The 25,823-nt window shown below is 72.7% G+C and carries 26 protein-coding genes; 17 read left to right on the top strand and 9 right to left on the bottom strand.

All coding sequences use genetic code 11. The features are described from left to right. Positions 1-1,326, top strand: coding sequence for an MFS transporter (locus ACIBQZ_RS10295; RefSeq protein ID WP_396088223.1), 1,326 nt, complete (start codon positions 1-3; stop codon positions 1,324-1,326). 94 nt (positions 1,327-1,420) lie between these two features. Next, the gene (locus tag ACIBQZ_RS10290; protein WP_396088222.1) at positions 1,421-1,963 is read left to right on the top strand and encodes a snapalysin family zinc-dependent metalloprotease; all 543 of its coding nucleotides are present in this window, start codon (positions 1,421-1,423) and stop codon (positions 1,961-1,963) included. Between the two features lie 697 nt (positions 1,964-2,660). Here ACIBQZ_RS10290 and ACIBQZ_RS10285 read toward each other — a convergent pair. Then, entirely contained in the window at positions 2,661-2,978 is a 318-nt protein-coding gene (locus ACIBQZ_RS10285; RefSeq protein WP_396088221.1) for an STAS domain-containing protein, read from the bottom strand. 104 nt (positions 2,979-3,082) lie between these two features. Here ACIBQZ_RS10285 and fxsT point away from each other — a divergent pair, with 104 nt between their 5' ends. Then, on the top strand, positions 3,083-5,503 hold the full coding sequence (gene fxsT / locus ACIBQZ_RS10280; protein ID WP_396088220.1) for an FxSxx-COOH system tetratricopeptide repeat protein: 2,421 nt from the start codon (positions 3,083-3,085) through the stop codon (positions 5,501-5,503). Between the two features lie 7 nt (positions 5,504-5,510). On the opposite strand, the gene ACIBQZ_RS10275 is transcribed toward fxsT, so the two are convergent. From ACIBQZ_RS10275 to fxsA, 3 genes are all read right to left on the bottom strand, one after another. Continuing rightward, entirely contained in the window at positions 5,511-7,178 is a 1,668-nt protein-coding gene (locus ACIBQZ_RS10275; protein WP_396088219.1) for a putative bifunctional diguanylate cyclase/phosphodiesterase, read from the bottom strand. Between the two features lie 78 nt (positions 7,179-7,256). After that, the gene (locus ACIBQZ_RS10270) at positions 7,257-8,864 is read right to left on the bottom strand and encodes an aKG-HExxH-type peptide beta-hydroxylase (RefSeq protein ID WP_396088218.1); all 1,608 of its coding nucleotides are present in this window, start codon (positions 8,862-8,864) and stop codon (positions 7,257-7,259) included. 8 nt (positions 8,865-8,872) lie between these two features. Further along, on the bottom strand, positions 8,873-9,025 hold the full coding sequence (fxsA, locus tag ACIBQZ_RS10265; RefSeq protein WP_396088217.1) for an FxSxx-COOH cyclophane-containing RiPP peptide: 153 nt from the start codon (positions 9,023-9,025) through the stop codon (positions 8,873-8,875). Between the two features lie 241 nt (positions 9,026-9,266). Between fxsA and ACIBQZ_RS10260 the strand changes: the two genes are divergently transcribed. Together ACIBQZ_RS10260 and ACIBQZ_RS10255 are read left to right on the top strand one after the other, a co-directional pair. Beyond that, positions 9,267-9,491 (top strand): hypothetical protein, encoded by a 225-nt coding sequence (locus ACIBQZ_RS10260; protein ID WP_396088216.1) that lies wholly within the window; start codon positions 9,267-9,269, stop codon positions 9,489-9,491. After that, on the top strand, positions 9,481-9,876 hold the full coding sequence (locus tag ACIBQZ_RS10255; protein WP_239130694.1) for a hypothetical protein: 396 nt from the start codon (positions 9,481-9,483) through the stop codon (positions 9,874-9,876). The genes ACIBQZ_RS10260 and ACIBQZ_RS10255 overlap by 11 nt, the downstream gene beginning before the upstream one ends. 38 nt (positions 9,877-9,914) lie before the next feature. Here ACIBQZ_RS10255 and ACIBQZ_RS10250 read toward each other — a convergent pair whose 3' ends face one another. Further along, positions 9,915-10,199 (bottom strand): DUF427 domain-containing protein, encoded by a 285-nt coding sequence (locus ACIBQZ_RS10250; protein WP_396088215.1) that lies wholly within the window; start codon positions 10,197-10,199, stop codon positions 9,915-9,917. A 153-nt stretch (positions 10,200-10,352) separates the two neighbouring features. Here ACIBQZ_RS10250 and ACIBQZ_RS10245 point away from each other — a divergent pair, with 153 nt between their 5' ends. The 3 genes from ACIBQZ_RS10245 to ACIBQZ_RS10235 are packed head-to-tail and all read left to right on the top strand — an operon-like array spanning position 10,353 to position 13,455. Further along, complete coding sequence (locus tag ACIBQZ_RS10245; protein ID WP_396088213.1) at positions 10,353-10,931, top strand: hypothetical protein; 579 nt, start codon at positions 10,353-10,355, stop codon at positions 10,929-10,931. Beyond that, entirely contained in the window at positions 10,928-11,989 is a 1,062-nt protein-coding gene (locus ACIBQZ_RS10240) for a hypothetical protein (RefSeq protein WP_396088212.1), read from the top strand. Before ACIBQZ_RS10245 ends, ACIBQZ_RS10240 begins: the two co-directional genes overlap by 4 nt. Continuing rightward, positions 11,986-13,455, top strand: coding sequence for a hypothetical protein (locus ACIBQZ_RS10235; protein ID WP_396088210.1), 1,470 nt, complete (start codon positions 11,986-11,988; stop codon positions 13,453-13,455). Before ACIBQZ_RS10240 ends, ACIBQZ_RS10235 begins: the two co-directional genes overlap by 4 nt. Here ACIBQZ_RS10235 and ACIBQZ_RS10230 read toward each other — a convergent pair. Both ACIBQZ_RS10230 and ACIBQZ_RS10225 read right to left on the bottom strand, forming a co-directional pair. Beyond that, on the bottom strand, positions 13,442-15,247 hold the full coding sequence (locus ACIBQZ_RS10230; RefSeq protein WP_396088209.1) for a SpoIIE family protein phosphatase: 1,806 nt from the start codon (positions 15,245-15,247) through the stop codon (positions 13,442-13,444). The genes ACIBQZ_RS10235 and ACIBQZ_RS10230 overlap by 14 nt on opposite strands. 102 nt (positions 15,248-15,349) lie before the next feature. Next, on the bottom strand, positions 15,350-16,207 hold the full coding sequence (locus ACIBQZ_RS10225; protein ID WP_396088208.1) for a bifunctional DNA primase/polymerase: 858 nt from the start codon (positions 16,205-16,207) through the stop codon (positions 15,350-15,352). Positions 16,208-16,305: 98 nt separating this feature from the next. On the opposite strand from ACIBQZ_RS10225, the gene ACIBQZ_RS10220 reads away from it, so the two are divergent. Next, the gene (locus ACIBQZ_RS10220) at positions 16,306-17,001 is read left to right on the top strand and encodes a hypothetical protein (RefSeq protein ID WP_396088206.1); all 696 of its coding nucleotides are present in this window, start codon (positions 16,306-16,308) and stop codon (positions 16,999-17,001) included. Here ACIBQZ_RS10220 and ACIBQZ_RS10215 read toward each other — a convergent pair. Next, complete coding sequence (locus ACIBQZ_RS10215) at positions 16,998-17,990, bottom strand: beta family protein (protein WP_396088205.1); 993 nt, start codon at positions 17,988-17,990, stop codon at positions 16,998-17,000. The two genes, ACIBQZ_RS10220 and ACIBQZ_RS10215, sit on opposite strands and share 4 nt — an antisense overlap. Positions 17,991-18,139: 149 nt before the next feature. On the opposite strand from ACIBQZ_RS10215, the gene ACIBQZ_RS10210 reads away from it, so the two are divergent. The 8 genes from ACIBQZ_RS10210 (at position 18,140) to ACIBQZ_RS10175 (ending at position 24,488) form a co-directional block, all read left to right on the top strand. Beyond that, a complete protein-coding gene (locus ACIBQZ_RS10210) occupies positions 18,140-19,438 on the top strand; it encodes an AAA family ATPase (RefSeq protein ID WP_396088394.1) in 1,299 nt (432 codons plus the stop codon). Between the two features lie 28 nt (positions 19,439-19,466). Further along, entirely contained in the window at positions 19,467-19,835 is a 369-nt protein-coding gene (locus ACIBQZ_RS10205) for a YbaB/EbfC family nucleoid-associated protein (RefSeq protein WP_396088204.1), read from the top strand. After that, positions 19,832-20,146, top strand: coding sequence for a type VII secretion target (locus tag ACIBQZ_RS10200; protein ID WP_396088202.1), 315 nt, complete (start codon positions 19,832-19,834; stop codon positions 20,144-20,146). Before ACIBQZ_RS10205 ends, ACIBQZ_RS10200 begins: the two co-directional genes overlap by 4 nt. Next, entirely contained in the window at positions 20,143-21,303 is a 1,161-nt protein-coding gene (locus tag ACIBQZ_RS10195) for a WXG100 family type VII secretion target (protein ID WP_396088201.1), read from the top strand. The genes ACIBQZ_RS10200 and ACIBQZ_RS10195 overlap by 4 nt, the downstream gene beginning before the upstream one ends. Before the next feature lie 2 nt (positions 21,304-21,305). Next, positions 21,306-21,626 carry a hypothetical protein gene (locus ACIBQZ_RS10190; RefSeq protein WP_396088393.1) on the top strand — a complete coding sequence of 107 codons (321 nt, stop codon included), beginning with the start codon at positions 21,306-21,308 and terminating at the stop codon, positions 21,624-21,626. 119 nt (positions 21,627-21,745) lie between these two features. Then, positions 21,746-22,165: a hypothetical protein gene (locus tag ACIBQZ_RS10185; RefSeq protein ID WP_396088200.1), complete on the top strand. Its 420-nt coding sequence runs from the start codon at positions 21,746-21,748 to the stop codon at positions 22,163-22,165. Beyond that, a complete protein-coding gene (locus ACIBQZ_RS10180) occupies positions 22,162-23,394 on the top strand; it encodes a hypothetical protein (RefSeq protein WP_396088199.1) in 1,233 nt (410 codons plus the stop codon). The genes ACIBQZ_RS10185 and ACIBQZ_RS10180 overlap by 4 nt, the downstream gene beginning before the upstream one ends. An 8-nt stretch (positions 23,395-23,402) precedes the next feature. Then, entirely contained in the window at positions 23,403-24,488 is a 1,086-nt protein-coding gene (locus tag ACIBQZ_RS10175) for a S8 family serine peptidase (RefSeq protein ID WP_396088198.1), read from the top strand. 3 nt (positions 24,489-24,491) lie between these two features. Here the strand turns inward: ACIBQZ_RS10175 and ACIBQZ_RS10170 are convergent, their stop codons facing one another. Further along, positions 24,492-25,772 (bottom strand): hypothetical protein, encoded by a 1,281-nt coding sequence (locus tag ACIBQZ_RS10170; protein WP_396088197.1) that lies wholly within the window; start codon positions 25,770-25,772, stop codon positions 24,492-24,494. Positions 25,773-25,823 lie beyond the last annotated feature (51 nt).

The following is a 25,823-nucleotide window of genomic DNA, read 5'->3' as shown; positions in this document are numbered from 1 at the left end:
GTGACCTCACGCCGCCTGCATCCCGCCTGGCTCGTCGCCGCCGTCGCCTTCATCGCGCTCGTCGGCGCGGCCGGCTTCCGCGCCACCCCCTCGGTCATGCTCCAGCCGCTGCACGACGAATTCGGCTGGTCGCGCAGCACGATCTCGGCGGCCGTCTCGGTCAACCTGCTGCTGTACGGGCTCACCGCCCCGTTCGCCGCGGCGCTGATGGAGAAGCTCGGCATGCGCCGGGTGGTGGCCGGCGCGCTGCTGCTGGTCTCGGCCGGCAGCGGGCTCACCGTGTTCATGCAGCAGAGCTGGCAGCTGATCCTGTGCTGGGGCGTGCTGGTCGGGCTGGGCACCGGATCGATGGCGCTGGGCTTCGTCGCGGTCGTGGCCAACCGCTGGTTCGTGGCCCGGCGCGGGCTGGTCGTCGGCGTGCTGACCGCCGGCGGCGCGGCCGGGCAGCTGGTCTTCCTGCCGCTGCTGGCCCGGCTCACCGGCGACCACGGCTGGCGGGTCGCGGCGCTCACCGTGGCGGCGGTCGCGCTCTCGGTGGTGCCGCTGGTCTGGTGGCGGCTCCGGGACCGGCCGGCCGAGCTCGGCGTGACCGCGTACGGCGCCGGACCCGACGAGGTGGCCCCGCAGCCGCTGGTGGCACCCGGCGGCGCGGTGCGCACCGCGCTGCGCGCGCTCGGCCAGGCCGCCCGGACCCGGCCGTTCTGGCTGCTGGCGGGCGGCTTCGCGATCTGCGGCGCGACCACCAACGGCCTGATCGGCACGCACTTCATCCCGGCCGCGCACGACCACGGGATGGCGCAGACCACTGCCGCGAGCCTGCTGGCGCTGGTCGGCCTCTTCGACATCGTCGGCACCATCGCCTCCGGCTGGCTCACCGACCGGGTCGACAGCCGCTGGCTGCTGGCCGGTTACTACGCGCTGCGCGGGCTGTCCCTGCTGGTGCTGCCGTCGCTGTTCGCCGCGGCCGCGCACCCGTCGATGGTGGTGTTCATCCTGTTCTACGGCCTGGACTGGGTCGCCACGGTGCCGCCGACGGTGGCGCTGTGCCGGGAGTACTTCGGTGCGAGCGGCGCGGTGGTCTTCGGCTGGGTCTTCGCCTCGCACCAGTTCGGCGCGGCGCTCGCGGCCACCGCGGCGGGCCTGGTCCGCGACCGGCTCGGCGACTACGACGCGGCCTGGTACGGCGCCGGCGCCCTGGCCCTGGCGGCCTCGCTGCTGTCGTTGCTGCTGCTGCTCGGCAAGCGCCACAAGGACGTCGGCCCGGCGGGCCCCGGCATCGGGCTGGCCTTCCCGGCCGCCGCGGCCCCCGTCATCACACGGTCATAGGCAGGAAGAGGTATGGCCGCAACTCATCGATAGACGTCGCTCTCTGGCTACCGTGAGGACACCCCGTCCCACCACCCCCAGGGAGGTCCCCCCGATGCTGCGCAAGAGACTGTTCGCCGCGCTGGCCGCGGTCGCGACGCTGTTCGGCCTGCAGGTCATCACCGCCGGCCCGGCCGCCGCGGCGCCCCGGATCCTGTACTACGACGCCAGCCAGGCGCAGGAGTTCGTCGCGGTCGTCAACCAGGGCGCCCAGATCTGGAACAGCCGGGTCACCAACGTCCAGCTCCAGCCGGTCCCGGCCGGCCGCACCCCCAACATCCGGGTGTACGCGGACAACGGCTGGCCGCGGGCGCAGACGACGTCGCTGGGCAACGGCCGCTGGTACATGGGCCGGGAGGCGGTCAACGACGGCTACTACCAGCCCCGGATCGCGGCACACGAGTTCGGCCACCTGCTCGGGCTGCCGGACCGCCGCACCGGCCTGTGCACCGACCTGATGTCGGGATCCAGCGCGCCGGTCTCGTGCCGGAACCCGAACCCGAACGCCACCGAAACGGCCACGGTGAACAACAACTTCCGGTCGGCGGCTGCGGCGGCGGCCGAGGTTCCGGCCCGCGAGTACGTCTGGGTCGGCTGACGATCGTCCCTGCCGGGTGCGGACCGCGACCGCGGTCCGCACCCGTCTTGCGGGTGCTCGGCCGGGTGAGCGCCAGCTCTTCGATCTTGAAGAGCGGCGGTTGGCGCCCGATCCTGATAGGCCGCCGCCTTCGATCGCCGGGATCTTGATGGGCGTGGGTGCGGAGGGGCCTTGTTCACGAGTTTCGATGGCCGTCGGCGAGGTCGCGGGTCCGAGTGGGGAGCCCGTTGATCCTGCAAGGCCAGCGGCTGTGGCTGCGCGAAACGGCGAGGGTTGATCGTCAAGATCGGTCACCACGTCGCCGCCGGCGGACCTTGATGAGCTAAAACGATCCAGCCGAACCACCAGTCCACAAGATCTGCCAGTCACGCACCCTTCCTCCTTGCATGTCCCCCTTCACGTTACCCCTATCCATCGAACATCACCGATCGACTCAGGTGCGGAAACCCGACCCCACACCTTGACCCGACATCGACAACATCCACCCACGGCCAGCGCCAAATCACCCGGACCGGCGCTTATCGCAGCTCCGAGAGCCTTCCTGCTGCGATCTTGGTGAGCGCGGGTGAAGAGCTGAGTCTTCGGCATGGATCGGCGACCCCCTCACGGCCGGACACCAGCCATGGTTCAGCAATGAGCGACGGTCTGTACCCCGGACCTCCGACAGGAAGGACCTTGCCGATCACCCGGCTCCGACCTATTCGGTCAGCTCGACGACCTCCAGCAGCCCGCTCAGCACCAGGATCTGCCGCACCCCCCGGCTCGGGTGGGCGAGCTGGAACCCCACGCCCTGGTCCCGGGCCCGCTGGAAGCCGAAGATGATCGCACCCAGCCCGGTCGAGTCGATGAAGGACAGCTCCGTCAGGTCCACGACGATCGTGCCGGGCCGGCTCTCCAGGGCCTCCACCAGACGGACGCGCACCTGGTCGACGTTCAGGACGTCGATCTCCCCGTGCAGGCGGACGGTGGTGGCGTCGGCGGAGCGGTGGAGGCTGGTTACGGGTTCGTCGGTCACCGGTGCCTTTCCGTTCGGGCCAAGCTTCCGCTGTGGTGATGATTCCACGTACGGTAATCGGCACAACGACAGTAGATGGCCGAGTCACCAGTGGGGAGGGCGGCGTGCCGATCCGGGGTGGGTTGCCGCCGCGTAATCCGCGTTTTGTCGGGCGGGAGGGCCTGCTCGGCGAGGTGCGGGGGCTGCTCGGCAACGGGCCGGTCGTGCTGCTGCCCACCGCCGAGCATCAGCTCGGCGGGACCGGGCGCACCCAGCTCGCCGTCGAGTACGCATACCGGTATGCGGAGACCTACGACCTGGTCTGGTGGATCCCCGCCGAGCAGACCGCCGGGATGCGCGCCGCGCTGGTCGGGCTCGCCAGTGAGCTCAAGCTGCCCGAGGCCCGCGACATCAACCGGACGCTCGGCGCCGTGCGGGACGCGCTGAGCCGCGGCGAGCCGTACCGGAACTGGCTGGTCGTCTTCGAGAACGCGAACCGGCCCGAGGACATCAAGCCGTACCTGCCCAGCGGGGCCGGGCACGTGCTGGTCACCTCGCGGAACCCGCGGTGGTCCGCCGAGGTCGCGCAGGCGGTGCCGGTGCCGGTGTTCGACCGCACGGACAGCGTGGACTTCCTGCGCCGGCCCGCCGCCGGGCTGTCCACGGCCGACGCCGAGCGGCTCGCCGAGCGGCTCGGTGACGTGCCGATCGCGCTGGAGCAGGCCGCCGCCGTCCGGGGCGCGACCGGCTGGAGCGTCGCCGAATACCTGCGCCGTTACGACGAGCGGGCCGCCGAGCTGGCTTTCCCGACCCCGATCCGGGTGGCCTGGGGGCTCGCCGCCGACGCCCTGAACGAGGCCTCGCCGGCCGCGTTCGAGCTGCTCGAGCTGTGTGCGTTCCTGGCCAGCGCGCCGGTGTCGTGGGAGCTGCTCTGGGCGGCCCGGGGCGTGGTGTCGCCGGAGCTGGCCCGGACCGTCCGGATCGAACGGCGGCTCAAGGCGGCGCTGCGGCTGATCGGCCGGCACGGGCTCGCCGACCTGGACCCACCCGGCGACAGCGTGGTCGTGCATCCGCTGGTCCGGGGCATGCTCGGCCAGCAGCTCAGCTCGGAGCGGCACGCCGCGCTGCTGGCGACCGTGCGGGCGATGCTCGCCGCGGCCGACCCGGGTGACCCGGACAACCCCACCCACTGGCCCCGGTACGCGGCGCTCGTCCCGCACCTGGTCCACTCCGACGTGCTCGGCGGCGACACCGAGGAGATCCGCCAGCTCGTCATCAACTGCGTCCGGTTCCTGTACGCCCGCGGCGACTGGGACTCCAGCCGCGACCTGGCGGCGCAGGCCGTGGCGCGCTGGCGCGACAGCCTCGGCGAGACCGACGAGCAGGCCCTGCTGGCCTCGTTCCACCTGGCCAACGCGTTGCGGGCGGTCGGCCGGACGGCGGACGCCCGGGCCCTGAACGCGCAGACCCTGCGCACCCAGCGCGAGGTGCTCGGCGGCGACGACGAGACCACCCTGGCCACCGCCAACAGCGTCGGCGCCGACCTGCGGATGCAGGGTCACTTCGGCCAGGCCCGCCAGCTCGACGCGGACAACCTGGTGCGCTATCGCCGGCTGTTCGGCGAGAGCTTCCCGACCGCCCTGCGCTGCGCCAACAACCTGGCCGTGGATCTGCGGCTGCTCGGTGACTTCCGGGGCGCCCGGGCGCTGGACGAGCAGGTGCTGCGGCACCGGCAGATGATCTTCGTGGAGGGTCATCCCGAGACGCTGTCCTCGCGGGCCGGGCTGGCGTTCGACCTGGTCGGCCTCGGTGACTACGCGGGCGCCAGCGCGCTGCTGGCCGGTGGGCACGCCGACTCGCTCGGCGCCGACCATCCGATGGCGTTGTGGGCCGGCCGGTTCGCGGCCATCGCGGCCCGGCGGCGCGGGCTGCCGCAGGCCCGCGCGCTGGCCGCGACCAACGTGGAGCTGTACCGGCAGAAGTTCGGCGACCTGAACGTCGAGACGCTCGGCGCGTTGGTGTCGCTGGCCAACTGCGCCCGGGACGACGGTGACCTGGACGAGGCGCACCGGCTGCTGGAGCGTGCGGTGGCCCGCTACCACGCGGTGCTGGGCGACGAGCACCCGTTCACGCTGGCCGCGGCCGCGAACCTGGCCGGGGTGGTCCGCGCCACCGGCCGGTTCGCCGAGGCCCGCACGATCGACGCCGAGGCGCTGGGCGGGCTGCGGCGCAGCGTCGGCGCCGACCACCCGTTCACGCTGAGCTGCGCCAACGGCCTGGCCGCCGACCTGCTGGCCACCGGCGACGCGCAGCGGGCCCGGGAGGTCGCCCTGGACACGGCGTCGCGGTCCCGGGCGCTGCGCGGCGCCTCGCATCCGGACACGCTGGCCTGCTCGTTCAACGTCGCGCTGGACGTCGGCGACGAGCCGTCGATGCACCTGGCGGTCGAGGAGCTGCAGAAGGCCTACGGCGAGGGGCACCCGTTGCTGGCCCGGGCCCTGGCCGGGGAGCGCCTCGAAACGGAGATCGAGCCGCCGCCCCTGTAGCCGCCGGTCAGCTCGACAGCGCGGACTGGCGGGTCAGCAGCGCGGTCAGGTCGCCGGCCGGCATCGGGCGGGCGAAGTGGTAACCCTGCGCCTGCGCGCAGTCCAGCTCGCGCAGCCGGCTGGCCTGGGTCGCGTCCTCGACGCCCTCGGCGACCGGGGAGAGGTTGAAGGTGCGGGCGATCTGCAGCACGGCCTCGGCCACCGACGCGCCCGAGCCCTCCTGCATGGCCTGCACAAACGACTTGTCGATCTTCACGACGTCGACGGGCAGCGTGCCCAGGTGGCTCAGCGACGAGAAGCCGGTGCCGAAGTCGTCCAGCGCGATCCGCACGCCGAGCTGCTTGAGCGCGCCCAGCACCCGGGCCGACTCGACCAGGTCGAGCAGCGCGACCGACTCGGTCAGCTCCAGCACCAGCAGCGCGGGCGGCAGGCCGGTGCTCTCCAGCACCGCGCGGACCTCGTCGATCAGCGCGGGGTTGCCGAGCTGGCTGGCGGACAGGTTGACGTTCAGCTCGAAGCCGGGCTCCTGGGCCTGCCACACCGCGGCCTGCCGGCAGGCCTCCGCCAGCACCCAGCCGCCGAGGCGGGGCAGCAGGCCGAGCGTCTCGGCCATGTCCAGGAACGCCGCCGGTGGCAGCATGCCGCGCTCCGGGTGGTTCCAGCGGACCAGCGCCTCGACGCCGACCGTGCGCTCGCCGTCCAGGTCGACGATCGGCTGGTAGAACACCTCGAACTCGCCGTCGTCGAGGGCGCGGCGCAGGTCCGACTCCTCGTGGCGGCGCTGTTCGGCGGCGGCGAACTGGGCCGGGTCGTAGCGCCGGGCCACTCCCTTGCCCTCGGCCTTGGCCTGGTAGAGCGCCAGGTCGGCCTCGCGCATCACGGCGTCCACGGCCATGCCGCTGCCGCGGGTGATGGCGATGCCGGCGCTGGCCGGGATGGTGAGCACGGTGTCGCCGACGATCAGCGGCTGGGACAGGTCGCGCAGGATCCGGTTCGCCACGGTGTCGGCGATCTGGTCGTCGACCAGGCGGGGGAGCAGCACCACGAACTCGTCGCCGCCGAGGCGGGACACCGTGTCGTTGGTGCGCACGTTCGCGCTGAGCCGTTCCGCGGCGGTCCGCAGCAGCTCGTCGCCGGTGGCGTGCCCGTACGTGTCGTTGACCTCCTTGAACCCGTCCAGGTCGAACAGGATCACCGCGGTCATCGTGTCGTCGGCGTCCGCGAGGGCGTCGATGGCGTGGTCCATGAACAGCTTGCGGTTGCCGAGCTCGGTCAGCGGGTCACGGAACGCCTGCCGGGCGAGCTGGGCGCGCTGCCGGGTCAGGTCGCGGACCAGGCCCTCGGTGGTGCGCGCGCCGAGGAACTGGCGGACCAGGATGATCGCGGCGACGGCGATGACGAGCCAGGTCAGCTCGGTGCCGATCTCGCCGTACCGGGCGGACCAGACGCCGGCCATGAGCACGGCGGCGGCGACCGGGGCGTACTGCACGAGCGGCCAGCGCCGGGCCAGCACGATCACGCCCAGCCCCAGGACCAGCACGGTGCCGATGCCGACGAACAGGCCGGGCACGCCGGCGTCACCGCGGGCCGCGTCGTCGAACAGCGTCGGCCACCCGAGCAGCAGCAGCGACGTGAAGATCATGATGTCGTCGACACCACGACGCACTCGATCCATGGCCTTACCGGTCCGACCCATGACCCACCTCCGACAGGGACCTTCATCGGTGCGGGCCGGGCAGACCTGAGCGAACCGTCAGGAGGAAATCCAGCGGGCCAGGGCCAGCGGGTCGGCGCTGGGATCGCGCAGGGTGCGATACAGCGCGGCGACCACCTCCGGCGTGCCGCGCAGCGCGGCCCCGCCGCCGCTCAGCGCGAGCCCGGCCCAGGCCGCGTCGTCCGCCGGATCGAGCACAACCCTTTTCCGGTACGCCCGCAGCGCCGCATCCTCGGCACCCCGCACGTAATCAAGATCACCCTCGGCGCCCCGGCCCGACACCGGCCGGCCGGCCAGCGTGGCGTGCACGAGGTCGAGCCGGCTGCTGGCCTCCAGCGCGCGACGGGGTGCCGGCCGCAGCTCGGCGACGACTCCGGGCGCGGGCCGCCGCTGCCGCCAGGCATCGGCCAGCAGCCCGGCGTCCCGCGGGTCGACGTGCAGGTTGCGCAGCCGCCAGCGCAGGTGATGATCGGCATTGGCGCCGGCGGCCAGCCGGGCGACATCGGCCGGCACCGGCTCGTCCAGCCACGGTCGCACCTCGGCCCGCAGCGCGCTCACGAAGCGGGTGCCGGCCGCGGTGAGCGTGCCCCCGGCAAGCAGCCCCTCGGCGGCGTGCAGCACGGCCGCGCGCCACCGGGCAAACTCGAAAGCCGCCAACCGGTCGCCGGCCGTCTGCCGCCAGAAACGGGTGACGGTCAGGTAGGCGTAAGCGCCGTGCAGGATTCCCGAGGCCGGCCGGGGGTCGTCCCGCCACGGTGAGTAACCCGGCGCGTCCGGCTGTTCGTGCAGGTCGAAGAGGTACTGCACGGCGTTGAGCAGGCTGTGCTGGGTCTCGTGCAGCAGACCGACCGCGAGCGCGGTGGCATCGGCGGGCTCGGACATCGCCACCGCGCCGAACGCGTCGACCGAAGTGGCGCTGATGCCGCGGGCGGCCGGGTCCGGCTCCACCGGGACGATGCAGTCCAGCACCGTGGCCAGCACCTCGGCGTCCGGGCGGAGGCGGTCGACGAGCAGGCGCCAGGCCTCGGTGAGGAGGCCCTGCCAGCGGGCCAGCTCGGCGTCGGTCAGCGTGGCCGCCGGGGTCAGGCCGAGCCCGGCGCGCAGCGGATCCCGGTCCTCGATGCGTACGGAGATCGACAACCCACCGTGGACGGCGGTGAGCCGCCGAGCCGCCCCGGCAACCGAACCGCTGCGCTGCCCGGGTACCCGGCCGCCGCGGTCCGCCACTCCGCCGCGACCCGCGGCTGCCGGTGCGGGTTCGGGGCTCAGGCCGGCCTCGGTGGCCAGCCGGGCCAGATAGCCGGTGCTCGCCTCGTCGGGTGTCGCCCCGGCCCGCAGGGCGCTCAGATACCGCGTGGCCCAGACCCCGACGAGCGGGCGGGCCAGCAGCGCCCGGACCCGCTCCGGCTCCTCGCGTTCGGCTGCGGCCAGTTCGGCGTACCCGAGAAGCGGTGCGGTCGTGACGATCTCGCGGAGCAGCAGCAGGTGCCGGCTGAGCTGGGCCCGGCGCAGTTCGGCGAGGGCCGCGGCGTCCGGCCGGCCGGCGCCGAGCGCGGCGAAGGCCGGGTCGCTGAGCGAATGAACCCGCAGCGGCCCGGCGCCGGCCGTGGGCCGCACCGCCTGCCGGGGATCCGCGGTGTCCGTCATCGGGCGGGTCAGAGCGCCGAGTTGAAGCCGGCGATCGGCTCGCCGGGACGGGCCAGGTCGTCGGCCAGCCGGCGCAGCGCGTGGGCCAGGGCCGTGTCGTCCGGCGCCGCAGGTTGACCGGCGGCGAGGTCCGCCAGCGACAGCCCGGACACGTCGACCATGGCCGACCGCCACTCGGATGTCGCACCGGTGGTGCTCGTCCCCCCGTCCACGGACACCTACCCTCGGTCAGGGTCGGCAGTGTTTGCCGACCGGCAACGATCAATGTATTGCCGCAACATTACGGCGGTCGCCGGGTCGGGTGATGTCCGGGCGTTACCGGACGCTGCGCTCGCCGGGGTTGACGCGGCGTGATCTCATAGGACCGCCAACACAGCGAAAGTCGGCAACGGAGGACAAACTGTGCTGGGACGGAAAGCGGAGGACGCGAGGGACTCGGGGGAAGAGGTGCGCGATCAGGTCGACGCTGTGGCCACGGAGGCCGACGAGGCCGACGACGGCTCCGGGCAGGCGGATGCCCCGGTGATGCCGGCGCCGCCGTTCCCCACCTTCCAGAGCCGGCCCACCCTGCCGCACCAGGTGCCGGGAGTGGGTTTCGAGAGCGGGCGGGACAGCCGTGCCCGCTGACGACTCCCGGCCGCGCCTGCCGCGCCGCGGTCCCGCGCCGCCGGTCGACCGGATGGACAACGCCGAGCTGGCCCGGCTGGTCGAGGCGGAGCACCCGTACCGGGGTAAGGCGCTGTTCGAGCTTTCGGACCGGATCGCGGCCGACGACGACGCGGCGACGAAGGTGGCGATGCTGAGCCGGCTCACCTCGCTGCGCACCGCGCGGCTCTTCGACCGGGTGTCGCTGGCGTGGTCGGCGATCATCGCGCTGCTGGCGGCGGAGACGCCACACTCGCGGTCCTCGGCGTACGAGGCGTTCTACGCGCTGGGCGAGGCGGAGCAGCGGGACATGCTCGACTACCTGGAGGTCACCGCGATCGAGGACGCCCACCCGCGGATCGGGTAGGCGGCGCGGACTCCGCGGAGTCCGCGCCGGTGGGAGTCTCAGACCTCGACCTTGACGCCCTTCCAGAACGCGACCCGGTCGCGCACGGCCTTCGCGTCGGGCTTCGGCTCCGGGTAGAACCACACCGCATCCGGCGTGACGTTCTCACCGGATTCCAGGGTGTAGTACGACGCCTTGCCCTTCCAGGGGCAGACGGTGTGGGTGTCCGAGGGGCGCAGCACGTCCTCACGCAGCGAGGAGCGAGGGAAGTAGTAGACGCCCTCGACTACCACGGTGTCGTCGCTCTCGGCGATGATCTCGTCGTTCCAGATGGCCTTCGGCATACCCCGAACGTAGCGCGCCTCCCGGGGACTGTCCGATACGCGCGGTTTATTCGCCTCCCGTGGGTGAAACGTGGTGAGTCGTCCGGACATTGCCCGCGTGCTGTACGAAGATCTAGAGTCGATCCGCCACGCCCCCGGACGGAAGCCGCAGTCATGACCCGCCTCAGCACGCTGCCGAGCACCCGTGAGCAGGCCCGCCGGGCCCTGCTGCTGATCGGTGCGCCGGCCTCGTTACGGCTGGTCGCGGACGTGCACGGGGCCCTGTTCGACGGCGATCTGACCGTGGCGGCGCTGGTCGCGCTGGTGCGGTCCGAGAAGAAGGGGCACGAGGCCGGCGCCGCGTACCGGATCTGTCCCGCGCTGCAGCCGGACCTGACCGCGGCCCGGGGTCTGCTCACGCTCTCGACCTGGCCGCTGGCCAACCGGGTCGCCAACCCGCCCGCCGACCTGCTTGCGGCGATCGTCCGGATAGCCGAATTCATCGCCATGCGCGAAGCCGGCGGCGCGACGGTCGCCGCCCTGTTGCGCCGCCTCGCCGAGGAGGTCCCCGGCGGCCCGGAGGCGTACGCGGTGCAGGCTCCCGCCGCCCTCGCCGACGCCGCCCGGGCCGCCCTCGCCGGGATCCCGGTCCCGCCGCTGCCGCCGGAGACCACCCGGCGCTGGGCGGCGCTGGAGGAGCAGCAGCAGCTCTTCGGCCTGCCCCGGGTGCCGCAGCAGCGGGGCCGCGGGTGACCGCCGGCCTCGACCGGCTGCGCGGCAGCACCCCGGCCAAGCGGCACAACGCCCGGACCATCGCCGCGCTCACCGGCAATCCCGGCTGCACCCGGCGGGCCGTGCTGGACGCGGCCGGGGTGGACAAGCCGAAGCTGGCCCAGCACATCGGCTTCCCGGGCGCCTTCGGGCAGTCCCGCTTCGCGCTGGCCCGCGGCAACGGCTTCGAGGCGATGCTCAAGGCGGACGACTGCGCGCTGCTGCGCTCGGTGCTGGCCGAGACGCTCCAGCTTGACGCCTCCGGCGCCTACGACGACCTGGGCGAGGACGCCGACGACACCCTCGCGGCCCGGCACGGGCGCACCCGCGGGCTGCTCGCCGACGCGGCCGGCGCCGCCCTCATCGACCACCCGCTGCTCACCCTGGAGGTCGCCGGCCAGCGCGTCTTCCTCGAGCCGGACCTGATCGCGTTCCAGGCCGGGGGCCGGCTGCACGTCGTCGAGATCAAGTCGTTCGCGATCGTGGACGGGCAGGCCGACAGCGCCAAGGTCTCCGCGGCGGCCGTGCAGGCGGCCGTCTACGTGCTGGCGCTGCGCCGGCTGCTCGAGGAGCTCGGCCACGATCCCCTGCTGGTCAGCCACGACGTGGTGCTGGTCTGCACCGAGAACTTCTCGCTCCAGCCGGCCGCGGTGGTGCTCGACGTCCGCAAGCAGCTCTCCACCCTGCGGCGCCAGCTCACCCGGCTGGCCTCGGTGTCGGCGCTGGCCGCCGCGCTGCCCGCCACGGTCAGCTTCGACCTGGCGCTGCCGCCCGCCGACCTGATCGCCGCGCTCGCCCACGTCCAGGCCCGGTACGCGCCCGAGTGCCTGTCGACCTGCGAGCTGGCGGTCTACTGCCGGCACGAGGCCGCGGGCAGCACCGCCGCGCTCGGCCGGCCGGTCCGCGAGGCGCTCGGCGGCGTGGACACGGTGGCCGAAGCGCTCGCCCTGGCCGCCGGCACCGCGACCCCGACCGCGGAACAGGCCGAGGCGGCGGCGCTGCTGCAGGCCGCGGCGCGCCTGCGGGCCGAGCTGTTGTGAGCACGCTCACCGCCCTGGCCCGGGCGCAGGCCGTCGTCGCGGGCCGGGCCCAGCCGGTGGCCACCGTCCGCCATCTGCACGTCCACCAGCGGCCCCTGGTGCTCATCCCGCTGGCGATGGCCGGCGAGGCGAACGCCCCGCTGGCGACGCTGGCCGGCACCGACCGCGCGGCGCCCCGGCTGCTGATCGTGGCGCAGCCCCGGAACCGGGACCACCGCTTCGCCTACGCCGCCGAGCTGGCCGACCTGGTCGTCTCCTACGTGGACAGCTTCGCCGGCGCCACCGAGGCGGTCGCGGTCGACCGGGGACGGGACGTGCGGCACCGGTTCACCGACGCGCCGCAGCTCTGGGTGCCGAACACCGGCGGCGTGGACTTCCTGCGCCTGTTCGGCCGGTCCACCCGCTTCCGCAGCGTCGACGGGGAGTATGCGGTGCCGCCGTCGGTGCCGCTGCTCGGGCGCTGGCTCACGTTCTTCGCCAACTCCGCCGAGGTGGCCGGGTCGTCGTTGCTGCTCAACGCCGTACAGGCGCTCGGGCTGCACTGGGCGACCGGGCAGAGCAGCGCGGAGGACGCCCAGCTCGCCGCCCTGCTCGGCTGGATCTCCCCGCCGCCCGGCAGCACCGGCGCGCAGGCGGCGCGGGCCGCCGAGGACCCGGCGCTGTCCCCGCCGGCCGGACCGGCCACCGACCCGGTCTTCGACAACCACGTGCTGGCGCCGCTGCTGGCGACCGCGGAGCCGGACGTGGCCGCGCTGACCCAGGTGCTGCGCGCGCAGTTGCTGCCGACCTGGGAGCTGATGTGGCAGGCCCTCGACCTGCTCGCTGCGCTGCCGCCCGGCGCCCGGGTGGCCGGCCGCTGGGACAGCGACCGGGACACGTACTCCGGATTTTTTCAGCACCTGGCCGACGGCGGCCCGCCGCAGCCCCGCCGCGACGGCGCGGTGGCCGCCGCGGCCCGGCTGCACCGCCTGGAGAACGCCGCCACCCGGTACGCCGTCCAGCGCGCCTTCGACGACCCGCTGGTGATGGCCGAGTACCGGCTGACCGGCACGGCCTTCGTCGGCGACGTGACGCTGGCCAAGGCGGACCGGATCGACGACAGCGGCAAGCGGCCGGTGCTGCGCCCCCGGATCATGGTGGTGACCACCGAGCCGGTACGCGTGGAGCGCGGCGCCACGCTGACCTCGCCGCAGCGGCCCAGCCAGAAGGCCACCGTCATCTCGGTCACGGCCGTCGACGAGCACAAGACCGAGGTGCTGCTGGAGCTCTCCGGCGGCATGGGCCGCAAGCTGGTGGCCGAGCCCGGCAGCGTGCCCGAGGTGGGCGAACGGCTGCTGCTGACCACGCTGAGCGAGGCGTACCGGCCGGGCGGCGCGTTCCCGGACCCGGATCAGACCCCGTGGACCCACGGCGGCCCGCCGGTCACCGAGCCCGCTCCGGAGCCGGACGCGGTCAGCGCGTCCTGATGAGCAACAGGGCGATGTCGTCCGCGCGGCGGCTGGCCGCCGCGATCAGCCGGGTGCACAGCTCGTCGCCGGACAGTTCGGCGTTGTTCCGCAGGGCCTGCTCGACCAGCAGGATGCCGTCGTCGAGCAGCCGGCCGGGCAGCTCGACCAGGCCGTCGGTGTAGAGCACCAGGGTGGCGCCGCGCGGGATGCGGCGCCGGTGGGTGGCGCGTTCGTTGCGGGCGGTGAGGCCGAGCAGCGGTTCCGGTGTCGTCCACCACACCTCGACCGTGCCGTCCGGGAGCAGCAGCAGCGGCGGCGGATGACCCGCGTTGGAGTACGACAGCGTGTACCCGTCGTCCTCGCGGCGCAGCCGGGCCAGCACGACCGTGGCCGCCGCCGGCACCCGCAGGCCACGCAGCGCCCGGTCGAGCTGGCTGAGCAGCGGCCCCGGCTCGTCGTCGCGGCCGAACGCGTCGCCGCGGACCAGGTTGCGCAGCTGGCCCATGGTCGCGGCGGCCTCGATGTCGTGGCCGGAGACGTCGCCCACGGCCAGCATCAGCGAGCCGTCGGGCTGGGCGAAGGCGTCGTACCAGTCGCCGCCGACCGCCGCGCCGTCCTGGGCCGGCAGGTAGCGGGCGTGCAGCTCCAGGCCGGCGATCGTGGGCAGCTCGGTCAGCATGCTCTGCTGCAGCACCTCGGCGACGTGCCGCTGCTGGCGGTAGAGCCGGCTGTTGTCGATCGCGAACCCGACCCGGCGGCCGATGTCGGTGCCGGTGCGCTCGTCGGCCTCGCTGAACGGGGCCCGGGACGGGCCGTTGACCATGGTGATGCTGCCCAGCACCCGGTGGCTGACCGGCGCGGTGATCGGGGCGACCAGGAACGAGGCGTAGCCCAGCCGCTCCGCGATCCGGGCCAGCTCGGCGTCGGTGGTGCGGTCCAGGATGTCCGCCGCGCTCTCGCCCTCGCGGCGGATCGGCCGGCCGGTGCGCTGGACCGCCAGCACGATCGACTTCGCGTTGAGGCCGGTGGTCATCAGCTCGGCGAAGCGGGAGACGTCGGCGGCCAGCGCCGGGTCGTGGTGGGCGGCGGAGAGGTGCCGGGGCATGCCGTCCGGGCCGATCAGCGTGATCAGGCACCAGTCGGCGAGCCGCGGGGTCAGCGAGCTGCCCAGCGTGGCCAGCGCGTCGTCGATGTCGGTGGTGGTGGCGAGCGTCTCGGTCAGCTCGGCCAGCATGGCCAGCTGCTGGTGCGCGGTCTCGGCGTGCCGGCGGGCCTGCTCGGCGAGCTCGCGGGAGATGCGCAGGCGCAGCTCGGACGAGCAGGCCTGGGCCAGGTCGTGCAGCGTCTCCAGCTCCGCGGCGGTCCAGGCCCGGGGCTTGGTGTCGATCGCGCACAGCGAGCCGAGCGTGCGGCCGTCGGCGTCGGTCAGCGGCATCCCGGCGTACGCGACCACGCCGAGGTCGGGGATGGCGAGGTTGTCGCGGACCTGGGCGTAGATCCGGGCGTCCGGGAAGACCTTGGCCTCGCCCTCGACGACCACGTGCTGGCAGAACGAGTGGGTGAGCGGCGTCTCCCGCTTGGTGCTCCACGGCTCGGCGAGGCCGACCTGCCCCGGGAAGAACTGGCGCTCGTCGTCGACCAGCGAGACCAGCGCGACCGGCACGTCGAGCAGCCGCTTGACCAGGCTCGCGAACCGGTCGAAGGCCTCGTCGGGCTCGGCGCCGACGCAGACGCGCTGCAGGGACTCCAGGCGCGCGTGATCGGCAAGGCTGCCCGTGCGTGCTGCGGCAACCTCGGCGTCCTCGGCCATGCACCCTCCACCCGTCGCCCCCCGGCGGTCCGACAAGCCAGATTACCCGCCGCCGGCCGGGTGAGCAGGACGGCGATGCGCCGCCCGGCGCCGGCGGATCGATCACGCCACGTGCCGGCGCTCCGCGTCGACGGGCTGGCGGCGGCCGGCGGTGAGGCCGGAGCGGATCGTGCGGCGGATCTCGGCCTGGCCCAGCCCGGCCCAGCGGGCCGCCGCGGTCAGCTCGCCGGTCACCAGCCCCGGGTCGAGCAGGCCGGCGCCGACCAGCCGGCCGAGCGCGAACGCCGCCCGGTTGAGCGTGTCGTTGCGGGTGCCGACCGGGGCCCGGGCCACCCGGTCGACCTCGGCGGCCAGGGCCACGGCCGCATAACGATCCGGGCGGCCGATGGGCCTGCCGGCGGGGGCGCCGCGCGGCGCCGGCGGCTCCGGACCGGTGATCAGCCCGAGCAGGGCCCCGGGCGCCTCGGCCGGCTCGGCGCCGGGGCCGACGACCCAGTAGTAGGTGGTGCGCTCGACGTGCCGGGACGGTGGCGCGATCACGTAGCCGCCCGCGCCGCGCCAGTCGACGCCGGGCAGCAGACCCACGCGGTTGCCGTACCCCTGGGGGCGGAACCAGAAGTGCCAGCCGCCGCCGCCCGTGCGGACCTGGGGACCCGCCGGCATCGCTCCGCCGAGCAGATGCCGCAGGCCGTGCCACCCGCCGGGGGAGTCGACGTCGGCGACGTCCATCACCACGCCGGTGCGCAGGCCGACGTTGGCGGCCGGCCAGCGGGCCCACCACATCTCGATCCGGCGGGGGTCGACGCTGGCCTCGGTCAGGCCGTGCCGCAGCCGCGGATGCTTGCCGGGCCGCGCACAGCCGGGCTGCTCGCAGGAGCAGGAGCCGTCGGCCGCAGGCGAGTGCACCGGCAGGACGGGGATCCCGTGCCGAGCGTACGCGAGGGCGGCGTCGAGCAGCATTAGCACAAGTGTACGACATGCTGGCCGGGTCACGGAGTTGATCGATGGCCTCTATGCTGCGCACTCAGCCCTGTCCCCGTCCGAGGAGATCCGCCGCCGTGACGAAGGAGCCGCCGGCCCTGCCGCCCGACGACACCGTGCCGGCGCAGGTGAAGCCGGTCGTGATCGGACGCCCGCGGGCCGGGCTGTCCCGCCGGCTCGTGACCGCCTACTTCGCCGGCGGGCTGGCGCTGCTGCTGGCCGGCACCATCGCCGTGTTCTACCTGGCGGCCGACGTCTACGGCGGGGCCACAAGCCCGCCGGTCACGGCCAGCCGCAAGGTGCAGCCGCCCCGGAGTGCGATCACGCCGGCGCCGGTCGAGCCGTCCGGGCCGCTGCTGGAGCGGATCGGCCCGCAGCGGCTGGCCAACGGGGAGAAGTTCGTCATCTCCGGCGAGCGCGGCGCGAAGTTCGAGGTCACGGTCCGGGCCCGCAAGCTGCGCAAATCCGGCTGCGACGGGTACGCGCGCAAGCCGGAGCACGGCGCGTACCTGCCGACCGAGCTGCGGGTGAAGGTGCTCGCCGGCGAACCGGACGTCAGCGACTATGCGTTCCGCTTCCAGCAGCCCGACGGCACCCGGTTCAACTCGGTCTACGGCAGCAGCTGCGAGAAGAACTACGGCGCGTTCGTCCGCCGGCTGGTCGCGGGCCGCACCTACCGGACGACGATCGTCTTCGACGTGCCGAACGCCGGGGGCGACATCATCTTCGTCTATCCGACGATCGACGTGATCGCCACCTGGCACCTGGGTTAGGGCGCCGCGCCGGGCAGGGTGCGCAGCACGTGGGCGATGTGGTGCGAGGTGCTCCAGGCGATCCAGTTCGCCGAGCTGCCGCCGCCGCGCGCGCTGCGGGCCTGCCGGGCGATCTGCGCGTCGCCCCAGGAGAAGCGGGCGCCGGCGGCCGGCCACTGCGGCGACCCGACCAGGGTCCGGCACAGGTCGTGACAGCGGTCGTCGCTGCGGGCGCCGCGCCGGGCCCACCGGTAGATCCACCAGTCGCGCTCGGCGGTGTAGCGCAGGGTGGGCAGCTGGCGGTGGTTGACGCCGAGGCGGCGTACCGGTGAGGTCACGCCGTAGTCGGCATAGCCGACGCCCGGCTCCGAGAGCCGGGCCCACACCTGGGCGTCCAGCCGGCCGACCGGGTACGCCTCGTCGGTGGGCAGGTCGTCCAGGTTGGGCGGCATCGCGCCGGCGGCGACGGTGACCGACCGCCACGGCGAGGACCGCGCCCAGCGCAGCACGTGCCGGGCCCGCTCCTCGAACCGGTTCGCGTGCGCGGCGCACGCGGTCTCGGCCAGGTCGATCACCAGGTCGACCCGGTCCGCCTCCAGTCCGGCGCCGGTCAGCAGCCGGTCGGCGGTCTCGGTCGCGGCGGCGGGATTGCGGGCGTCGAGGTGTGGCTGCAGCCGCAGCACGGCCCGCCCGAGGTGCAGGCGAGCGGCCAGGCCGTGCTCCACCAGCCGGCGACGGCTGTCGTACGCCCGCAGCACCGGCAGCATGGCGACGCCGACCTCGGCCAGCTCCTCGGCGAGCGGGCCGGCGGGCTCCTCGATCGCGCTCAGGTCGACGGCCACGGCCCCGGTCCGGGGTGGCATCTGCCGCACGAGCTGGGGCAACCGGTCGCCGGGCGACAGCTCGATGATCGGCATGACCCGGGTCGCGGTGGCGGCATCAAGGTGGTGCAGGGCGGCGAGCTCACCCCGCCGGGGCCGCAGGATCGGACGGTAGACGCCATCGGTCATTCACTCAACGTAGCGTCAGATATCCGACGAGTGACAATGTGGAGCGAAATACTCACCTCATATCGCGAAGTTGCCTGGGTTTTCCGCTGCGGATCGGCTCAGCGGAGATCGGGGCGGTCGGGGTGACGGGATACGGTGCGTCGGTGACCATGTCCTCCGAGCCGCCGGGCGCCGAGGCGGCCCGCGTTGTCGACGCGGTGCTGCGCGACCTCGCGACCTCCGACCGGCGCGGCGTGGTGGTCGACTCACCGCCCGGCGCGGGCAAGAGCACCCTGGTGGTACGCGCGGCCGGCGTGCTCGCCGCCACCGGCGCCGCCCTGATGATCGTGGCGCAGACCAACGAGCAGGTGGACGACCTGATCGAGCGTCTCGGCAAGCAGCACCCGACGGTCCGGGTGGGCCGGCTCTCCGCGGTCGACTACACGGCCTCGGAACGGGTCCGCAACCATCCGTCCTGCCGGGTCGGCGCGAAGGTGCCGGACCTGGGCGGACCCCCGGTGACGATCGGCACGGCGGCGAAGTGGGCCACGGTCACCGACGGCACCTGGCCGTGGGCGATCGTGGACGAGGCGTACCAGATGCGCTCGGACGCCCTGCTGCGCGTGGCGGCCCGCTTCGAACGCGCCCTGTTCGTCGGCGACCCGGGCCAGCTGGACCCGTTCTCCACCGTGGAGGTCGACCGCTGGACCGGCCTGAGCTGGGACCCGATGCAGAGCGCGGTGGCGGTCCTGCTGCGCCACAACCCCGAGCTGCCGGTCCACCGCCTGCCGGTCTCCTGGCGCCTGCCGGCCTCGGCGGCGCCGGTGGTCGCGGCGGCGTTCTACCCGTTCACCGGCTTCCGCTCGGGCACCGGCCCGGCGGACCGCACGCTGACCTTCACCGAACCGGCGTCGACAGACCTGGACCAGGTGCTCGACGTGGCCGCGGCAACCGGCTGGGGCCTGCACGAACTCCCGGCCCGTTTCACGATCCGCACGGACGCGGAAGCGGCGGCGGCCTGCGCGCTGATCGCCGCCCGGGCGCTGGCCCGGGGCGCGCTCACCGAATCGGAATCGGGAACGACGCCCCTGACCGCCGACCGCATCGCCATCGGCGCGGCCCACCGCGACCAGGTGGCGGCGATCAGATCGTTCCTGCCGGCGCACGCCCGCGAGATCACCGTGGACACCGCCAACCGCCTGCAGGGCCGCGAGTACGACCTGACGGTGGTGCTGCACCCGCTGTCGGGCCGCCGCGACGCCACGGCGTTCCACCTGGAGTCGGGGCGGCTGTGCGTGCTGACGTCGCGACACCGGCACGCCTGCGTGGTGGTGGCCCGGGCCGGGATCGCCGAGCTGCTGGACGCCCACCCGTCCACGGAACCGGTGCATCTGGGCGTACCGGTGAAGTTCCCGGACGGCTGGGAGGCGAACCAGTCGATGCTGGCCCACCTCGCCGCCCTGACCTGACGGTGAGGCCGGGTACTACCGTGGGTCCATGTTCGATGGACCGGACCTGGACGCGGCCGAGCGCCGCGTCGACGAGTGGCAAGCCGGATTCGAGCAGCGCGCCGCCGAGGCCCGCGAGCTCGCCACCCGGCTCGCGGCACTGTCGGCGTCGGCCCGCAGCGCCGACGGCCACATCCGGGTGACCGTCGGCGCGACCGGCACGCTCACCGGCCTGGAACTCGACGAGGAGATACGCCGCCGCCCGGCCGCGGAAACCGCCCGGCAGATCCTCGCAACCCTGGCCGCGGCCCAGACGGAACTGACGGCCCGGGCCACCGAGGCCACCGCCGAGACCGTCGGCGCCGACTCGGAGACGGGCAAGGCCGTGATCGCGTCGTTCGCCCGGCGGCAGCCGTGACCGACCAGCTCGAGGTACGCCCGCAGGACCTCGTCACGCACGCCGGCCACGTCGAGGCGATCGGCGACCAGGTGACCACGGCAGCCGAGGCAGGAGCCGCGGTCCGCCCGAGCACCGACGCGTACGGAAAACTGTGCGTGATGGTCCCGCTGATGCTCGGCGCCCTGCAGGACGTCCTGGTCGACGGCATCAAGTCGGCAGCGGAAGCGCTCGACGACACCGGCGCCCGCCTGCGCACCACGGCGGAGTCCTACCGAGCGACGGACGAGAGCCGCCGGCAGGCCCTGCTGAGGATCCGGGACGGCATGTGACCGTCAACCCCCTGATCGCGCCGCGCGTCGACGAGCCGAAGAGCCCCTGGGCGGGCATCTGGATCGCCGAGGACATCGAGCTGATCGCGCAGGGGGTGCAGAACGGCAACTGGATCGACGGCACCCTGGGAATCGCCGGAGCGGGCCTGGACGGCCTGGCCCTGGTGTCGGACCCGGTGGGCGCGCTGCTGGGCTACGGAATCGCCTGGCTGATCGAACACGTCCGCCCCCTGTCGGAAGCCCTGGACTGGCTGGCCGGCGACCCGAACCGGATCGCCGCCCACGCGACAACCTGGCGCAACGTCGCGAGCTCACTGACCGAGGAGGCGGAGGACCTGTCCGGAGCGGTGCGGGCGGACCTGGCCGACTGGTCGGGGACGGCGGCATCGGCGTACCGGGAATGGGCAGCCCGGCGCGAGCAGACGCTCCGCGCCCTGGCCCGAGCATCGGAAACGATGGGCCTGATGACCGAAGCGGCGGGCACGCTGATCGGCACCGTCCGGCTGCTGGTCCGCGACGCGGTGGCGACGGTGGTCTCGCGGCTGATCGTTTATGCGGGGGAACTGATCGCCACGGCGGGATTGGCGACGCCGCTGGTGGTGGAGCAGGTGACAACGCTGTGCGCGGCTTGGGGAGCGCGAATCGCACGATGGCTGAAGGGACTGATCGCCAGCCTCCGAAAACTCGGCGAAGCCATGACCCGCCTGAGCCGCAACGTCGACGACCTGAAAAACACATCCCCCGGCAAAGGCGACCCGGAACCGCCGCGGAAGCCCGCAGCAGACCCCAAGCTCAACGAGCAGCGCGCCCATGACCTGGGCATGGACCCGGCGACCGGCAAGTTCCGTCCGGCAGAGGCCGAGACGGCTCTCCGCATCGAACAAGAACGAGGCGTTACCCTGACCCGGGCACCCGCGGAGTCGCGCGCGGATTGGATCGATGAGGCCGGCCGCTCGTATGACGCGGTCGGCAACTTCCCGCCGCAATTCTTCGACCAGCAATGGCCACAGTTCAGTTACCAGATGGAGCGACATCTCGAGAAGGCCGACTTCGTGCCGGTCGATGTTGCAAAATTCTCCCCCGAACAGATCGCTCGCATCGAGCGCTTCATCGCCGAGCGGGGCCTCGCACCCCGCGTGTTCATCCTGGGACGTTGACCATGGCATCTCTGATCCTCGTGAAGCCGGGCCTGGATTGGGCGGCCTCCGGTGGGCTGTTCGACTTCACCCTCGAATTCCTGATCCCGCGGCTGTCCGATGAGAGAGCCGCCGAGTCCTTGCGGACCGTCGTGGACAACAACCTGGGATCCGTCTGGCTGACCGAGTTCCCGCCGGCGACGCAGCAGGAGATCTTCGAGCTGTTGCGGACAGGGCTGATCCCCGAGGCACAACGGGCGCTGCCGGAGTCCCCGGCAAAGAAGCCTGCTTTGGATCTGCTCCAGCAACTCGTGGATCTCACGTCCGCCCCGCCGGCCAAGTGAACCGGTTCAAGGCTGGCGACGTGTCCATGTCGGAGGCGGCGTGAGCACGGGGTGACGGAGCGTCGGTCTGCGTCGGTATTCTCGGCGGGTCCGCGGCTGCGACGACAGGGGAGGCAGCGATGAGCGACGGCTCGATACACGTGGAAACGGGCGGCCTCAGCGAGTTCGCCGGGGACGTGCGCTTCTACGCCGAGGAAGTCGACCCGCTGGATGTGGACCGCTCCAAGCAGTCGTTCTCGGCCGGCATCACCTTCGGCACCAGGAACGCCAGCCTCGCGGTGCTCGCCGCCAAGCAGGACTATGCCGAGGCACTCACCAACTCGTTGGTCAATCTGACTCGGTTCGTCGAGGCCGCGAGAATTCTTGCCGAAGCCGCGGAGCAGGTGGCGACGGACTTCCAGGCCGTGGACGATCAGTCCGAGCGCAGCGTCAACAACATCAACTACATGTTGACCACCGCGACGGATCAGGCGCGCGTCGCACGTCATGCCGACGTCGGCACTGTGCGGGACCCTCGAAATGACCTGGAAACGCCATGAGTGACGGGACGTTCCGGCCGAGCGGTGCCACGCCGTGGTCGTCATACAACACACCTCGGATCTGGGCGATGGTGGAAGGCGAGGACGACCCGGAGGCCTGGCGCCAGGTGGCGGCACTCGGCTCGATGGCCGGGCTGCTCAAGGACCAGCGCTCCCGGCTTGAGGCCGCCAAGCAGAAGCTCATCGACGCCTGGCCGCCGGAGAAGAACAAGGCCGCGCGTGCGTTCGTCAACGAGATGGACGAGTTGCTCTTTACGATGCAGGTGAACAAGGACATCGCTGACTCGAATGCCAGCTCGCTGGGCCAGATTCTTGACGCGCTGCGACGAGCCAAGGACCAGATTGCTCCGCTCTACCAGGCCTACCTCGACAAGAGCGACGACTGGGTGCCGGGCTGGTGGGATCACGCCGAGGACGAACTGGACGAGAAGGCGCGTCAGCACATGCGGGAGGCCGAGCGTCTGGTGGCTGACCCGGGCAACGCCATCACCGCGCCCAGCATCTACGAGTTCCAGCCCGATGAGTCCCGCACCCGACCCAGCGACGGATCCGGCAGCGACGGGCCTCCTGGCCGGCCGGTGACCGGCATCGGCGGCTCGGTAGGCGCGAGTGGCGGCCTCGCCGTTCCGCACGATCCACCACCGCCGTTGCCTCGCCAGGAGTCGAGCAACCCGGTCCAGGGAGCAGGAGGTGTGCAGGGACCTGGGCTGGCAGAGGTGATCTCACCTTCGCCGATTGCGCCGTCCAGCACACCGCCCAGCGCGCTTGCGCCGGCAACCGGAAACCCCGGCGGGTTGGCGCAGCCGGGACTTGTCATCGGCGGTGGCGTGCCGGGAGGCCTGCCAGGACGAGGCGCAGTCGGATCGCGCGGAGGCTTCACGCCCTTCGGCGGCGGACCACAGCGGGGCCTGCCATCGGGCGCTGTGATCGGCAGCTCGCCCGGTCGCGGCACTGCCGGCCCGGTCAAACCCACGCCGCCGCCCTGGTTGCCGCAGGGGCCGGCACCGGCCCCGCGCGGAGGTCCGAAAGCAGGCGGGCGTCCCGCCGGTCCCCTCGCCATGCCGATCGGAGCGGGCAGGCCCCCTGCCCGCGACAAGCGGGGCGAGGCTATGAGCACTGATCCGGACAATCCGTGGGTGACCGAGGTAGGGGTAGCTCCGATCATCGAGCCCTCCCGCAAGCAGTACCGCCACGATCCCGGACCTGGTGTCATCGGGTGGCAGGGGTGAGACGTTCCGTGATCCTTCGGATCATCGCTACTGTTGTCGCGGCGACCCTCGCCATGCCATTGCTCGGCGGTGTGCCGGCACGGGCAGACCAGCAACGGGACGCGCAGTGGTACCTCAAACGCCTCGATATCGCGGCGGCTCATCAGCTTTCTGAGGGAGCGGGCGTCATCGTTGCCGTCATCGACACCGGCGTGTACACCGATCGCGCGGACCTCGAAGGCGCTGTGCTGCCAGGGTTCGACGTGACGGCATCCGGTGATGGGCTCGAGGACGAACTGGGTCATGGGACCGCCATGGCGGGAATCATCGCTGCCCGGGGACGGGCCGCTGACCGCGGCCTGTTGGGCATCGCACCTCGCGCGAAGATCCTGCCCATCCGACCGGCCAGCGGTCCGCTCATCGTCTCCAAGGCGATCGAGTGGGCAGTGGATCATGGCGCGAAGGTGATCAACATGTCGTTCGCCGTCCAGGATGGCAAGGACCTGGCTGCGGCCGTCGCCAAAGCTCTGAAGTCGGACGTTGTGCTCGTGGCAGCCACCGGTAACGACGGTGAGGAAGGCATCGACGGCGACTATCCGGCGGCCTATCCGGAAGTTCTCGCCGTCGGTGCCAGCGGGCGAAGAGGCGAGGTCACGCCGTTCTCTCACCAAGGACCTCAACTGGATCTGGTGGCTCCCGGCATCGACATCCCAGTGGTGGGCGGAAAGCTCGACAGCGAATATCGGACGGTCGAGGGGACCAGCGCCTCCACCGCGATCGTGTCGGGTGCGGCGGCGCTCGTCAGGTCGAAGTATCCCGAGCTTTCCGCCGCCGAAGTCGTCAAGATCCTCGAGTCGACAGCCTCCGACAAGGGCCCCGCCGGCCGCGACGACACCTACGGCTACGGCGAGTTGAACATCCTCGCCGCCCTCAAAGCCGCCGCCACCACCGAACCCTCCCAGCCATCCCCACCCACACCCTCCCGGCCGGGTGTGATCGTCGGTTCCGGCGACGGTGACAGCGAGACCCTCCCGAGCCTGGCCATCATCGGCTTCGCTGCTCTTGTCCTGGCCGGCGCCGTCACCGCCCTTGTCATCGGCATCAGGCGTCGATGACCCTCAAGCTTTGAGCCAGGCCAGAATCTTCGGCCGGCACGCGCTCTGCACCTCGTCCCACGGCCTCCCCAACGCTTCCGCCGCCGCCTCCGCCGGAGGTTCTCCCTCCCGGGCCACCCTGGTGAAGAACGACAACAACTTGGCCTCGCCGTATGTCTCGCCCAGGCAGCGCATGGCCAGGAACGCCATCGCGTAATACCCGAACCGTTCCGTCGGTTCCGTGGACCATTCCAGGTCCAGCCTGCCGGTCCACGCCTTGTGCGTGACGTGCCATCGGGCATCCTCCACCAACTCGTACGACCGCACCGCCGCGCCTGTATACGCGATGTATTCCGCCATGCCTTCGATGATCCATTCGTCCCTGTTGTCGAGGGTGCCGAGCAGGGTTGCGATGTGGCCGAACTCGTGGCGGAGCAGGCGTTCGTCGGTGGGGTCCGCGCCCAGTGCTGTCGCGTCGATGATGGCGAATGCGGTTTGCTCGCTTGTTCTGTCCACGAAGGCCGCCGCCTCGCGGTCCTCGCCCACCGCTTCCCGCCAGTGTCGTTCGCCGGCCAGGAACACCACGTAGCGGCCCGGCCGCGGTTCCGTCACCGCGTACCGGTCTGCCACCTGGGCCGCGCGTTCCGCGGCCGGCAGCCAGGCTTCCGGCCTCGGGTTTTTTGCGTCCTTCGGGGCCGCGACCACCACGCGCCGGCCGGTGGCGAAGGTCAGGGCCGTTCTTTTCCACGGCACCGAGCCGTCCGGGCCGATCTGGTCGAAGACCCGCAAGGTTGCGCGGTTGCCGGTCACGGTCCATTCGGTACGGGCCGAGATGACGTCACCGGCCGGCACATACGTTTCCGGGGTGCGGGTGCATGTCGGCGTCGAGAAGCACACCCTTATCTGGATGTCCGCCGACCACCGCTGTCCTGTTCGGATCTTGCGGGTGCGGGGCAGCCAGCCTGACACGTGCAGCCCGCGCAGGTTCGCGTACAGGGTGGTCAGCTCCCCGGACAGTGCCGGGTCGACGTCGCTCAGCCATCCGCTCCGGTCTCCGCGCAGCAGCGCGGCACCCTGGCGGTCCAGGGTCGCGCGGATCGTCCGGTCGGCCTGCTGCATCCGGCCGGCCGTCACCCGGTTGCGTGCCGCGCCGGCGACGAAGACGCCCGCGCACAGCACGGTCAGCACGCCGAACAGCACCAGCCAGCGGTCCGTCCGCCGGGGCGGTGGCGCTGGGGTGCCGGCCGGGTCGATCACAGCCGGGCACCTTACCGGCTGCGGAGCCCGGCCACGAGGCTTGATCACTGTCGGTTGCTGTTCGCAAGACGGTCATGATGTCGAAATATGATCGAGCTT

This window comes from Actinoplanes sp. NPDC049599 (assembly GCF_044465625.1).
Classification (GTDB): domain Bacteria; phylum Actinomycetota; class Actinomycetes; order Mycobacteriales; family Micromonosporaceae; genus Actinoplanes.
Note: the sequence above shows the minus strand (reverse complement) of the source record. Positions and strands in the feature narration are given on the sequence as shown.

Bases quoted from the DNA above. Each gene is read 5' to 3' on its own strand.
- ACIBQZ_RS10270 (WP_396088218.1), bottom strand. From the start codon at position 8,864: ATGACGGACACCGCGGATCCCCGGCAGGCGGTGCGGCCCACGGCCGGC.
- ACIBQZ_RS10225 (WP_396088208.1), bottom strand. From the start codon at position 16,207: ATGCTGCTCGACGCCGCCCTCGCGTACGCTCGGCACGGGATCCCCGTC.
- ACIBQZ_RS10290 (WP_396088222.1), top strand. From the start codon at position 1,421: ATGCTGCGCAAGAGACTGTTCGCCGCGCTGGCCGCGGTCGCGACGCTG.
- ACIBQZ_RS10180 (WP_396088199.1), top strand. From the start codon at position 22,162: ATGAGTGACGGGACGTTCCGGCCGAGCGGTGCCACGCCGTGGTCGTCA.
- ACIBQZ_RS10190 (WP_396088393.1), top strand. From the start codon at position 21,306: ATGGCATCTCTGATCCTCGTGAAGCCGGGCCTGGATTGGGCGGCCTCC.
- ACIBQZ_RS10275 (WP_396088219.1), bottom strand. From the start codon at position 7,178: ATGGATCGAGTGCGTCGTGGTGTCGACGACATCATGATCTTCACGTCG.
- ACIBQZ_RS10215 (WP_396088205.1), bottom strand. From the start codon at position 17,990: ATGACCGATGGCGTCTACCGTCCGATCCTGCGGCCCCGGCGGGGTGAG.
- ACIBQZ_RS10250 (WP_396088215.1), bottom strand. From the start codon at position 10,199: ATGCCGAAGGCCATCTGGAACGACGAGATCATCGCCGAGAGCGACGAC.
- ACIBQZ_RS10205 (WP_396088204.1), top strand. From the start codon at position 19,467: ATGTTCGATGGACCGGACCTGGACGCGGCCGAGCGCCGCGTCGACGAG.
- ACIBQZ_RS10185 (WP_396088200.1), top strand. From the start codon at position 21,746: ATGAGCGACGGCTCGATACACGTGGAAACGGGCGGCCTCAGCGAGTTC.
- fxsA (WP_396088217.1), bottom strand. From the start codon at position 9,025: ATGGTCGACGTGTCCGGGCTGTCGCTGGCGGACCTCGCCGCCGGTCAA.
- ACIBQZ_RS10230 (WP_396088209.1), bottom strand. From the start codon at position 15,247: ATGGCCGAGGACGCCGAGGTTGCCGCAGCACGCACGGGCAGCCTTGCC.
- ACIBQZ_RS10210 (WP_396088394.1), top strand. From the start codon at position 18,140: ATGTCCTCCGAGCCGCCGGGCGCCGAGGCGGCCCGCGTTGTCGACGCG.
- ACIBQZ_RS10245 (WP_396088213.1), top strand. From the start codon at position 10,353: ATGACCCGCCTCAGCACGCTGCCGAGCACCCGTGAGCAGGCCCGCCGG.